The sequence below is a fragment of the Alkalimonas sp. NCh-2 genome (assembly GCF_039631345.1).
Taxonomy (GTDB): domain Bacteria; phylum Pseudomonadota; class Gammaproteobacteria; order Enterobacterales; family Alteromonadaceae; genus Alkalimonas; species Alkalimonas mucilaginosa.
This window is the reverse complement of the sequence record NZ_JBDIUV010000001.1, coordinates 215,610-227,519: the sequence shown is the minus strand read 5'-3', so window position 1 is coordinate 227,519 and position 11,910 is coordinate 215,610. Positions and strand designations below refer to the sequence as shown.

The 11,910-nt window shown below is 52.7% G+C and carries 10 protein-coding genes; all 10 read left to right on the top strand.

Annotation, left to right across the window (positions count from 1 at the left end; all coding sequences use genetic code 11):
* The first annotated feature begins 245 nt into the window (after positions 1-245).
* Entirely contained in the window at positions 246-524 is a 279-nt protein-coding gene (locus ABC502_RS01120; protein ID WP_345914629.1) for a YcgL domain-containing protein, read from the top strand.
* Between the two features lie 11 nt (positions 525-535).
* On the top strand, positions 536-1,549 hold the full coding sequence (locus ABC502_RS01115; protein WP_330088102.1) for a lytic murein transglycosylase: 1,014 nt from the start codon (positions 536-538) through the stop codon (positions 1,547-1,549).
* Between the two features lie 22 nt (positions 1,550-1,571).
* Positions 1,572-2,237, top strand: coding sequence for a fumarylacetoacetate hydrolase family protein (locus tag ABC502_RS01110; RefSeq protein WP_330088103.1), 666 nt, complete (start codon positions 1,572-1,574; stop codon positions 2,235-2,237).
* A complete protein-coding gene (locus ABC502_RS01105) occupies positions 2,234-2,737 on the top strand; it encodes a YcgN family cysteine cluster protein (RefSeq protein WP_330088104.1) in 504 nt (167 codons plus the stop codon). Before ABC502_RS01110 ends, ABC502_RS01105 begins: the two co-directional genes overlap by 4 nt.
* A 6-nt stretch (positions 2,738-2,743) precedes the next feature.
* Complete coding sequence (gene smc, locus ABC502_RS01100) at positions 2,744-6,166, top strand: chromosome segregation protein SMC (RefSeq protein ID WP_345914628.1); 3,423 nt, start codon at positions 2,744-2,746, stop codon at positions 6,164-6,166.
* An 18-nt stretch (positions 6,167-6,184) separates the two neighbouring features.
* Complete coding sequence (gene zipA, locus ABC502_RS01095) at positions 6,185-7,054, top strand: cell division protein ZipA (protein ID WP_345914627.1); 870 nt, start codon at positions 6,185-6,187, stop codon at positions 7,052-7,054.
* A 66-nt stretch (positions 7,055-7,120) separates the two neighbouring features.
* Positions 7,121-9,154, top strand: coding sequence for an NAD-dependent DNA ligase LigA (gene ligA, locus ABC502_RS01090; protein WP_345914626.1), 2,034 nt, complete (start codon positions 7,121-7,123; stop codon positions 9,152-9,154).
* The gene (locus tag ABC502_RS01085) at positions 9,154-9,486 is read left to right on the top strand and encodes a DUF3392 domain-containing protein (RefSeq protein WP_330088108.1); all 333 of its coding nucleotides are present in this window, start codon (positions 9,154-9,156) and stop codon (positions 9,484-9,486) included. Before ligA ends, ABC502_RS01085 begins: the two co-directional genes overlap by 1 nt.
* Entirely contained in the window at positions 9,486-9,968 is a 483-nt protein-coding gene (locus ABC502_RS01080) for a DUF2919 family protein (protein ID WP_330088109.1), read from the top strand. Before ABC502_RS01085 ends, ABC502_RS01080 begins: the two co-directional genes overlap by 1 nt.
* A 64-nt stretch (positions 9,969-10,032) precedes the next feature.
* Positions 10,033-11,898, top strand: coding sequence for a GGDEF domain-containing protein (locus tag ABC502_RS01075; RefSeq protein ID WP_345914625.1), 1,866 nt, complete (start codon positions 10,033-10,035; stop codon positions 11,896-11,898).
* Positions 11,899-11,910 lie beyond the last annotated feature (12 nt).

Genomic DNA, 11,910 nt, shown 5'->3' with positions numbered 1-11,910 from the left:
TTGTAATGATCATCTCAATTGGTTGAATGCAGCGCACACTCAAAGTGTTGTTTTCATTGTCATGCAAGAGCAAGGCTGGCACCGCACACAGACATGCTGGAACAGTCGATGTGGTAAGGAACACCCTTTGGGTGAATTTCATCCTGTTAACTCAGCTTCAGGGCGGGAAGCGCGGTACAAGCCAATGGCTTCATGGTATAGTTTAGCGCTGTGTTAGGCAAGTTCGATTAGAGTGATTTTACGCCATGCTGTGTGCTATCTATAAAAGTCCAAACAAAGATCAGACCTATCTCTATTTGGAACGCAGGGATGATTTTGCTGCGGTGCCTTCGGCCTTGTTGGCCAGCTTTGGCAAACCTGAATTGGTGACACTGATTAATCTGGATAATCGAACTTCTTTGGCTTTGGCGGATCTGACTAAGGTAAAGGCAGAGCTAACCAACAAAGGCTACTACCTGCAGTTGCCTCCGCCACCAGAAGATTTGCTGGCAGAGCACAAAGCATTCATGCAAACAAGATCGTAAAAGGGAGTGTTATGCGGATAAATTCCTGGTTTAAAGCCACAGCTCTGAGTGCGTTGTTGGCTTTTCCTGTCCTGGCTAAACCTAGTTTCACCGAATATGCTGAAGGGTTGCAGCAAGAAGCTGTCGAGCGTGGCTATGATGCCGCTCTGATAGAGCAGGTTTTTGCCAGCCTGCAATACCACGAGCGGGTAGTGACGGCTGATCGCAATCAGCCGGAGCGAGTAGAAACCCTGGATACCTATTTACCTAAGCGGGTCAGTGAAACCCGTATTCGTATGGCGCGGGAACGTTATCAGCGCTATGAAGAGCAACTGAAGGAAGTGGAGGCGCGCTATGGGGTGCAAGGCCGCTTTATTATTGCTTTGTGGGGGCTGGAAAGCAGTTTTGGCCGTTTTATGGGCAATCATTCGGTGCCCTCATCGCTGGCGACCCTGGCCTACGAAGGCCGGCGCGAAGCTTTTTTCCGCAGCGAGTTTTTCCATGCGCTGGATATTCTGGCCGCGGGCCATATTGAGCTGGATGAGATGAAAGGCTCCTGGGCTGGCGCTATGGGGCAAAGCCAGTTTATGCCCAGTTCCTTCTTATCCTATGCTCAGGATTTCGACGGTGATGGCCGTAAAGATATCTGGGGCAATCAGATGGATGTGTTTGCCTCTATAGCCAATTATTTGAAAAGCCTGGGGTGGGATAACAGCCAGACCTGGGGGCGGGAAGTAAAACTGCCTGAGAATTTCTCGATGGAATACACCATTCCAAGAGGCACCCCCAACCGTGCAGCCTGGTTGCGGGAGTGGGCCCGGACCGAGCGCACCCTGGCTGAATGGCAAGCATTGGGGGTACGGCGGTTGGATGGTCGCGACTTACCGGAGCGTGATATCAAAGCTGCGCTGATCTTGCCGGATAATGAAGGTGGTCGTGCTTATTTGGCCTATGATAACTACAAGACCCTAATGCACTGGAATCGATCCTATTATTTCGTTACCAGTGTTGGTTACCTGGCCGATTTAATCATAGCGGACCAATAGGTCCTTAAGCAGCGGATGGCGTATGTACCAGCATCGAACGATTTGTGGCGATAAGATTGACTTGCCCATTGGCAAAGTGATTTGTATTGGTCAGAACTATCAGGACCATATCGCTGAAATGAAAAGCCAGGTTGCTGCTGAGGCCTTGTTTTTTATTAAACCAGCCTCTGCCCTGGCCGATTTAACGCTACCGGTAGCCATTCCACTGCAGCACGGTGCTGTGCACAACGAAACGGAACTGGCGGTACTGATTCAAGCTCCGCTTCGCAAAGCGGCTGTCGAGCAAGTAGCACCGGCAATTTGGGGCTACAGTCTGGCACTGGACCTGACGTTGCGGGACATTCAAACCGAGCTGAAGCGGCTGGGCCGGCCCTGGGAAATAGCCAAAGGCTTTGATGGGGCTTGTCCGGTCGGGCCTTTTTTGCCCCAGGCCCAAGTGAAGCATCCGCAGCAGCTGGATTTCAGCCTGGCGGTCAATGGCGAGCTGCGCCAATCCGGCACCACCGCCACCATGATCCGTGGTATTCATCAGATGATCAGTGAAATGTCGCACTGGTTTAGTCTGCAGCCCGGAGATATCGTGCTGACCGGAACTCCTGCAGGCGTTGGGCCTTTGCAACCAGGCGATGAGTTGCAACTGCAACTGGCCGACTTACTGACCATTTCGACCAAAGTGGTGGCGGCATGAATCTGGCAGAGCGTTTCTGGGAGCATAAATCTCTGGCGGAGATGACACCGCAGGAGTGGGAAGCTGTTTGCGATGGTTGCGCCAAATGCTGCCTGAATAAATTCATTGATGATGAGGGGCCAGAGCTGGATTTTGCGCCGACCGATCAGCTGCATGACGATGAAGAAGTGCATTACACCAACATTGCCTGCCGCTATCTGAACTCGCACAAATGCGAGTGTACCGAATACCAAAACCGAACCGTGCTGGTGCCGGATTGCATTGAACTGACCAAAGACAATCTGAAAGACATCTTTTTTATGCCGCCCTCTTGCAGCTATCGTCGCTTGCATGAAGGCAGAGGTTTACCAAGCTGGCATCCACTGCTGAACAATGGTAAAAAAAGCCTGATGCATAAAAAACAAATGTCGGTGCGCAACAAAACCATTTCGGAAGCTCAGGTCGACATGCACGACTTTGAGGATTTCATTGTGCGCTGGCCACTGAACGACCTTGATTGAGGCTAAATGCGCTTAAAGCAGATCCGGCTGGCGGGGTTTAAATCTTTCGTCGACGCAACCTCGGTGCCTTTTCCACAGCAAATGACAGCAGTGGTTGGCCCCAATGGCTGTGGTAAATCCAATGTGATTGATGCGGTGCGCTGGGTGCTGGGGGAAAGCTCGGCCAAAAACCTGCGTGGCGATGCCATGACCGATGTTATTTTCAATGGCTCGTCACAGCGCAAACCCGTGTCTCAGGCCTCGGTTGAGCTGGTCTTCGAAAACACTCAGGGCCGGGTGCAGGGATCGATGGCCGATCGCAGTGAGATAGCCATCAAGCGCTTAGTGACCCGTGATGCCCAATCCAGTTATTTCCTTAATGGCAGTAAATGCCGCCGCCGGGATATCACCGATATTTTTCTTGGCACCGGCCTTGGGCCCCGCAGTTATGCCATCATTGAACAAGGCATGATTTCGCGACTGATTGAATCCAAACCGCAAGAGCTGCGGGTGTTCATTGAAGAAGCGGCTGGTATTTCCAAATACAAAGAACGGCGGCGTGAAACCGAAAATCGCATCCGTCACACCCGGGATAACCTGGATCGCTTATCCGATGTGCGGGAAGAGCTGGGTAAAAATCTCGATAAGCTCAAGCGTCAGGCCAGTGCGGCAGAGCGTTACAAAGAGCTGAAAGCCCGTGAGCGCACTTTAAAAGCGGAGGTGACCGCTTTGCGCTGGCTTAAATTCCATCAGCTGCAAACTCAGCTGGAGCAGCAACTGGCCGCTGAAGAAACCGAGCTGGAAAAATACCAGGCTGCGCAAATGGGCGATCAGCGGGTGTTGATTGAACTGAAAGAGCAGCAGCAGGATTTGCGCCAGCAACAAGCCATCGAGCAGGAAAGCTTTTATCGGTTGGGGGCGGAAGTCAGCCGTATCGAACAACAATTGTTGCACCAACGCCAGCAGCGTCAGTTGCGCAGTACCGAGCTGGATAAAGTGCGGCTGCACTTGCAGGATGCCAAAGCCCACTTGCTGTTGGAGCAGCAACAACTGGCAGAGCAGCAGGCACTGTTGGAAGAGGTACTGCCAGAACAGGCGATCTGTGAGGAGCAGGTCTGTCAGTTGCAGCAACAGCTGGAAACGCTGGAATTGGCACAGCAAGAAGCCGACCAAGGCTGGCAAAGCTGGCAGCAACAGCAGTTTCAGTTACAGCGACAGCAACAGCAGGTGCAACTGCAACTGGCCAATGCCCAGCAGCATTACCGTCAAAGCCAGCAACGCGCAGACAAGCTGCAGCAACAGCAATACGAGCTGCAAAGCCAACTGGCCGCTCAGACAGATACTAGCTTAGAGCAGCAATGGCTGCAGGCCAAAGCAGACACGGAGCAGCACGCAATCCGGCTGGAGCAGGCCAGTCTGGGGTTGCAGCAAACACAGCAGCAGCTGCAACAACTGGAGCGCCAGCACGACCGTCTGCAGTTGCAATGTCAGCAACTCAGGCAGGAGCAGCAGCGACTGGAGCAGGCGCAACAACAGGCCAGTCAGCAGCCATTGCTTAGCCAGTTGCAGGTGGAGCCTGGCTGGGCCGAAGCTGTGAGTCTGGCGCTTGGTGCCTTGCAGCAAGCCGCTTTACGTACTGGCTGGCCAGAGAGCCTGACACAGGCGATGCTGTTAACCGAGCCCCCGGCGCAATCTTTTCATCAGTTGTCAGGCCCTTGTCTGGCCGATAAAGTGCAGGGTACCGCGATACCCGATTATTTTTACCGTATTCTGTTGGCTGCGGATGATGCCAGTGCGCAGCAGCAACTGGTGACCTTAACCGATGGCTACACCTTGATGACTGCCGCCGGCCATTGGTATGGCCGCAATTGGTGCCTGGTCGCAGGTCTGGATGAGCAGGACAGCTATCTGGCACGGGCTGAGCGTTTAATCGAGTTAACGGCGGAACTGACCAGATCGCAACAACAGGAAGACACTTTATCGGTGGAGCTGTTAGCCACTCAGCAGCAGCTAAGTCAGCAGCAGCAAACCCTTGCATCTTGCCAGCAGGCGCACAAAGAGGCCGGGCAGCAAGAGCAGGAAGCCCGTACCCAGTGGTTGTTGCAGCAACAGCAAATGCAGCAATGGCAGCAGCAGCAACAGCAGTTGCAGCAGGAGTTGCAACAACTGACCGCGGAGTTGGAAGAGTCTCTGATGCAACAAGAGGGGCTGGCTGAACAGTTGCTGCACCATGAAGATGAGCTGCAGCAGCATCAACGCAATGAACAGCCGTTGGAACTGAAACGGCAGACAGTGCAGCACCAATTACGCCAGCATCGATCAGGGCTTGAACAGCAGCAACAACAGTTGCAGCAACTGAATGTGCAACTGGCCAGCAGCCAGCGTCAGCTGCAACTGCTTGAGCAAAGCCTGGTGCGCAGTCGTCAGCAACAGCAGCACTTGCTGGAGCAAGAGCTGCAGTTGCTGTTGCACAGTGAGGATGACGAACCCGATATAGCACTGCACGAGGCGTTGCAGGAGACTTTGTTGCAGCGTGAAGCCGTGGAGTTGCAGTTGCAACAGCTGCAAAATCAGTTATCGGATTGTGAGCAGCGCAGCCGGGAACTGGAGCAGGGGCAGCACAGTATTCTGCAACTGGTGAACCAAAAGCGTCAGCAGTTGGAGTCATTGAAGCTGGATGCGGAAGGGCATCGCATTCGTGCCAACAACATGCTGGAGCTGTTGCAAGAACAGCAGGTGCAGTTAAAGCAAGTACTGGAGCAACTGGCCACCGATGCGGATGAGAAATCCCTGCAGACGGAGCTGGATAAAACCAGCGATGCGATAGCGCGCTTAGGGGCTATTAACCTGGCCGCTATTGACGAGTACCAGCAGCAGGCCGAGCGAAAAAGTTATCTGGACAGCCAGCATCAGGACTTAACCGATGCACTGGAAACACTGGAAACGGCTATTCGGAAAATTGATCGGGAAACCCGTCAGCGGTTTAAAGACACTTTTGAGCGAGTGGATCAGGGGCTTCGTACCTTGTTTCCTAAAGTATTTGGCGGTGGCAGTGCCTATCTGGAGCTGACAGATGATGACTTGCTGGAAACCGGCGTCAGCATCATGGCAAGGCCTCCCGGGAAAAAAAACAGCACCATTCATTTGCTATCGGGTGGTGAAAAAGCGCTAACCGCATTATCATTGGTGTTTTCGATTTTTCAGCTGAATCCAGCCCCTTTTTGCATGCTGGACGAAGTGGATGCGCCCTTGGACGATGCCAATGTCGGGCGTTTCTGTAATCTTGTACGAGAGATGTCGGAAACGGTACAATTTATCTATATTAGTCATAACAAAATAGCCATGGAGATGGCAGCTCAACTGATGGGCGTGACCATGCAGGAGCCTGGCGTGTCCAGGGTGGTTGCAGTCGATGTTGATGATGCAGTAAAAATGGTTGAAGCCTCTTAGAATCAAAAGGATCCGGGAATGGCGAGTGAATTACGTATAGCGCTTTTTATTTTGATAGCCCTGGCCATCGGGGCTTTGTTGTTGCATGGGTTGTGGACGGTTCGCAAAAATGCCAGCCAGAAACACCGTTTTTATCCCGGCCGGGATGACAGCACGGCCAACGGATCTTCCGATGCAGCCGATGGTTTTGACGAGTTTGGTGTCGGCAAAGTTCGGGTGATTAAAAAAGCTCAACCGGAATCGAGCCCGCAGCAAGCGACAGCGCAAAGCAGCGAGGATGAGCGGTCTGAAACTCAGAGTGAGTTTGATTTTCAGGAGCCAGCAGAGCCACAATTGAATTTCAGTGCTCTGGATGAAAACGATGAGCCGCCGGTTCGTGCTGCGCCTGTTGCCAGCAGCAACTCTGAGTCGTCAGAGCCGGCAGATGAAAGCCAGTCCAAAGCAGAGTCGGCACCTTCTGAAGTGCTGATCCTCTATGTGTTGCTGCCAGAAGGGCGGGAAATCAAAGGTCAGGATCTGCTGCCTTTGTTACTGACGCTTGGTTTTAAGTTTGGCGAAATGGATATTTTTCACCGGCATCAGGACAGTGCGGGCTCGGGTGAAGTACTGTTTAGTCTGGCCAATATGTTTAATCCGGGTACCTTTGATATTGAGCAGATGGATAAAATCAGCACCCGCGGGATTAGCCTGTTTATGGCTTTGCCGGGACCAGGTGAGCCGTTGCAAAACTTTAACCTGATGAACAATGCAGCCAAGAAAATTGCTGAAGAATTCTCCGGTCAGGTGTTGGATGGCCAGCGCAGTGTACTTACCGTGCAGACGGTACGCCATTATGTCGAGCGAATTCGTGAATTTCAGCGTCAGCAATTGATCCGCGGCGCCCGTTAACTTGCCACAGGCAGCCCAACGGGCTGCCTGTTTTATGCCTGGCTTTATAAGAGTGATCTTCCTGTCATGACAACTCCGACGCAGTTCGATGTCGAGCAATTGCAGCAGCAATTGAATCAATACAGTTATGAATATTATGTGCTGGATCAGCCGAGTGTGCCGGATGCCGAGTACGATCGATTGTTTCGACAACTGCAAAGCTGGGAACAGCACCACCCTGAGTGGGTGCGGCCAGATTCGCCGACCCAACGGGTTGGTGAAAAGCCGCTGGGGCAATTTGCTCAGGTGCAGCATCAGGTACCTATGTTGTCACTCGACAATGCTTTCGCGGATGAGGACTTTCACGCTTTTTGCAAGCGAATGGCAGACCGGTTGGATTACAGCGGCGACTTTCGCTTTTGCTGTGAGCCTAAGCTGGATGGCCTGGCGGTCAGTATACGTTACGAGCAAGGGCAATTGGTGCAGGCCGCCACCCGTGGGGATGGCAGTACCGGCGAAGATATCACCAGTAATGTCAAAACCATTCGGGCAGTACCACTGATGCTACGGGGTAAGGATTGGCCGCCAGTGCTGGAAGTGCGTGGCGAAGTCTTTATGCCGCTGGCTGGCTTTGAGCGCATGAATGACATTGCCAGGCGCCAGGCGGACAAAGTCTTTGCCAACCCGCGCAATGCTGCTGCCGGTAGCTTGCGGCAGCTGGACCCGAAAATAACCGCCAGCCGGCCTTTGATGTTTTATGCTTACGGCATCGGTGATGTGCAGGATCCGGCAGCATGGCTGGATAGCCGCAGTCACTACCAGCGGCTGCAACAGCTCAAAGGCTGGGGATTTCCGGTTTGCCCTGAAATTGCTGAAGTGCAAGGGGCTGCTGACGTATTGGCTTATTATCAGCGAATTGCTGAGCGACGGGCTGAGTTGCCCTACGAAATTGATGGCGTGGTGATCAAGGTCGATAGTTTGGCACAGCAACAGGCGTTGGGTTTTGTCGCCCGGGCACCACGTTGGGCCATAGCCTTTAAATTTCCGGCTCAGGAACAACTGACCACCTTACTGGATGTGGAGTTTCAGGTAGGGCGCACCGGCGCCATCACCCCGGTGGCCCGGTTGGCACCTGTGCTGGTGGGGGGCGTCACCGTCAGCAATGCAACCTTGCACAACCAGGATGAAATCAATCGTCTGGGCGTGCGGATCGGCGATACTGTTACGGTACGTCGTGCTGGTGATGTGATTCCGCAACTTGTATCGGTATTGACTGAGCGTCGTCCAGCCAACAGCCAGCCGATTGTATTTCCAACCGAATGCCCGGTTTGTCAATCCAAAGTGGAGCGGGTTGAAGGCGAAGCTGTCGCGCGCTGTACCGGTGGCCTTTACTGTGGTGCCCAGCGGAAAGAAGCACTCAAGCACTTTGTTGCCCGTAAAGCACTGGATATTGATGGCATGGGCGATAAGTTGGTTGAGCAATTGGTCGATCAACAACTGGTGCAAACACCGGCCGATATTTTCAGGCTGGACCTGCCGGCGCTGGTTGGGCTGGAGCGGATGGCTGAAAAGTCGGCCAGCAAATTACTGCAGGCGATAGAAGCGGCCAAGCAGACAACCTTGCCCCGTTTTATTTATGCCTTGGGAATTCGTGAAGTAGGCGAAGCCACTGCACTTAACCTGGCGCAACACTTTGGTGAGTTAACCGCCATCATGCAGGCCGATGAAGTCGCCTTGCAAGCGGTGCCGGATGTTGGCAGTGTGGTGGCACAGCATCTGGTGGCTTTTTTCCAGGAACCACATAATCAGCAAGTAATTGCTGCACTGCTGGCAGCAGGGGTGCACTGGCCGGTTATTCGTGTGCAAGCAGTCGGTGAGCAACCCTTGGCAGGGCAGACTTTGGTGCTTACCGGCACACTCAGCAGCATGGGGCGGGATGATGCCAAGGCACGCTTGCAACGCTTAGGCGCTAAAGTATCCGGCTCGGTCTCGAAAAAGACCTATGCGGTGATTGCGGGTGAAAATGCGGGCTCCAAGCTCAGCAAAGCGGAAGAGCTGGGCGTTGACGTCTGGGATGAAACCCGGATGCAGGCTTTGTTTGAACAATACGGAGTGCTTTGATGGATTGGTTGCAAGAGATGTTGTTGCAATGGGGCGCTTTGTTTCGTCCTTATGTGCGGGATATTGCGTTGGCCATGGTGGCAACATGCCTGGTGGTGTTTGGTGATGATATCAACCGCTTTATTCGGCGTCAGATCCATAGTCTGCACTTTATCTGGCGTACACTGATTTTTGTACTGGTTTGTGCTTTTGGCTATGGCGCCGTGACCCTGTTTCTGACGCCTATTGTTGCCAAACAGCTGGCAGGGCTCAGTAATCTGTGGTTGCCCTGGGTGACCCTGGGTATCTTTACCTTGCTGGGGATCCTGGCACAGCGCAGGCGTCAGGCCTGATGCCGTCACAGCCCCACTTATGGCCACTGGATGAAGACGGTTTGGTGGTCATTCCGTTGCGGCTCTATTTGCTGATTTTGTTGTTGTTACGCCCTATAGTGAGTTGGGTGCTGGCATTGACTATGCCAGAGCAGAAAGGCGAGATGCTGGCTTTCTTTTACCCCGAGCAGCAGCAATTCTGGCTGGCTTGCCTGTTAGCCATACCAACGGTTCTGCTCTGTGTAGCCCTGACGCAGCGACGGCCAAAAGGTCAAGCCGGCTGGTTTCGTCTCTGGCGCTGGGGGAAATGGTTATTATTGCTTAATTTAATCCCTGATTTGCTGTTAACTATCCGTGCTTTACCCCCTTATGTTGCTGTCGAGCAGCCCTGGTTACTGCTGGCACCATCCTTGTTGTTTGTTGCTGGTCTCTGGCTGGTACGAAGCCGCCGTTTACCCCTTATCTTCTCCGAATGGCCAGAGCCTGCCGGCGCAAAGCACTAGCTTTTTTGCATCTTTCTTAGCGACAACTAAACTAAGAGTCTCAGGTCCGATACAGGATGTAGAGGTGAGCACTGCCATTGCTAACACCGATAAAACACTCTTTCAACTGGTTGCCAGGCTTTCTGCTGCATTAACCGGTGCCAGCAGCGCCCGGATGGATGAAGCCATTGAGCTGGCACTGGCAGCTATTGGCGACTATTTTTCTGCTGATCGCAGTTACCTGTTTGCCTTTAGTGCAGATCTGAAGTTGGCAAGAAATACCCACGAATGGTGTGCTGTTGGTGTGTGCAGCCAAAAGGCCGAGTTACAGCAACTGGATACTGCGCTCTTTGCCAGTTGGATGCATCAGATGCAGCAAGGGCTACCTGTAGCAATTGATGATGTGAGCCGCCTGTTACCCCAAAGTGCGGAGCGCTTGCTGCTGGAGTCACAACATATCCAGTCGGTCATAATGTTGCCGATGATGGCGGCAGATCAGCTACTTGGTATCTTTGGTCTGGATATTGTTCGCAGCAGAGTGCAGTGGCCCCAGGAAACCATTGCTGCCTTACAGCTTATTGCTGGGAATATTGCCGGTGGCCTGATGCGTCAACAAGTGGAAACCAAAGCTGAGCGACTGGCTTTTTACGACGAGCTGACAGCTTTGCCAAACCGGCGGTTGTTGCATGAACTGGTGCAGCAAATGCTGGCAAGTTCAGCCCGTTCTGGTCAGTATGGTGCATTATTGCTGGTTGATCTGGATCATTTCAAGCGCCTGAATGAGAGCCATGGCCATCAGTCGGGGAATCAGTATTTACAAAGAGTGGCCGAGGTTATTCGTCACAGCGTACGCGACAGTGACGTGTTGGCACGTAGTGGGGGAGATGAGTTTGTTCTGGCTCTCAGTGAGTTGGGTGACACCAGCCAGGATGCAGCTTTGCATGCACGCAAAGTAGCTGATCAGTTGCTTAGCAGCATTAACTGCCCACTGCCGTTGCAGAACCATCGATATCAGGCTTCGGTAAGTATTGGTATCAGCCTATTCCAGGGCGACAAGGGCGGTGTGGATGAGCTGTTGAAACAGGTTGAAATGGCAATGTACCGGGCAAAAGCGGCTGGCAGAAATAGTGTCGAGTTTTTTGATAGCGATATGCAACGGCTGGCACAACAGCGTGGCCAGTTGGCGCAGGATTTACACCAGGCTATTCGGCAGCAGCAATTTCATTTAGTGTATCAACCGATTATCAGGCAACAACAGCTTGCCGGGGTCGAAGCCTTGATCCGCTGGCATCATCCAGAGCAAGGTTTTATTTCACCCGGAGTATTTATTCCATTTGCCGAGCAAACCGGACTGATTGTTGCGATTGGTGACTGGGTGATGAAAGAGGCCTGTTTACAGCTGGTGCGTTGGCAACAGGATCGGCGTTTACGGCATCTTAACTGTGCCGTGAACATCAGTGCCTTTCAATTTGCACAGGATAATTTTGTCGAGAAAATGATTCAGTGCATGTTGGAGACTGGGGTGAATCCTGAGCGCTTGAAGTTGGAGTTAACCGAAGGCATGCTGGTGAATGATATTGAGGGCACCCGCGCGAAAATGGGTAAGTTGCAGACTCTGGGGGTAACATTTTCGTTGGATGATTTTGGTACAGGTTACTCATCACTAAGTTACTTGCATAAATTGCCACTCAGCCAGTTGAAAATTGACCAGCAATTTATTCGTCATATCGACACCAATGTGCAGAATAAAGCGATCACCAAAGCCATTATTGCACTTGCTACTAGTCTGGAGTTGGAGGTGGTGGCTGAAGGGGTAGAAACCCAGGCCGAACTGACTCAACTACAAGCCTTTGGCTGTGCATCATTTCAAGGGTTTTTGTTTAGCCGGCCGCTTAGTCAGGGGGCCATTGCTGCATTGAGCCCACACGCTTTGGCTAAGGTCTTTGCGTAAGAAGGCTATGGC

Bases quoted from the DNA above. Each gene is read 5' to 3' on its own strand.
- ABC502_RS01120 (WP_345914629.1), top strand. From the start codon at position 246: ATGCTGTGTGCTATCTATAAAAGTCCAAACAAAGATCAGACCTATCTC.
- ABC502_RS01115 (WP_330088102.1), top strand. From the start codon at position 536: ATGCGGATAAATTCCTGGTTTAAAGCCACAGCTCTGAGTGCGTTGTTG.
- ABC502_RS01110 (WP_330088103.1), top strand. From the start codon at position 1,572: ATGTACCAGCATCGAACGATTTGTGGCGATAAGATTGACTTGCCCATT.
- ABC502_RS01105 (WP_330088104.1), top strand. From the start codon at position 2,234: ATGAATCTGGCAGAGCGTTTCTGGGAGCATAAATCTCTGGCGGAGATG.
- smc (WP_345914628.1), top strand. From the start codon at position 2,744: ATGCGCTTAAAGCAGATCCGGCTGGCGGGGTTTAAATCTTTCGTCGAC.
- zipA (WP_345914627.1), top strand. From the start codon at position 6,185: ATGGCGAGTGAATTACGTATAGCGCTTTTTATTTTGATAGCCCTGGCC.
- ligA (WP_345914626.1), top strand. From the start codon at position 7,121: ATGACAACTCCGACGCAGTTCGATGTCGAGCAATTGCAGCAGCAATTG.
- ABC502_RS01085 (WP_330088108.1), top strand. From the start codon at position 9,154: ATGGATTGGTTGCAAGAGATGTTGTTGCAATGGGGCGCTTTGTTTCGT.
- ABC502_RS01080 (WP_330088109.1), top strand. From the start codon at position 9,486: ATGCCGTCACAGCCCCACTTATGGCCACTGGATGAAGACGGTTTGGTG.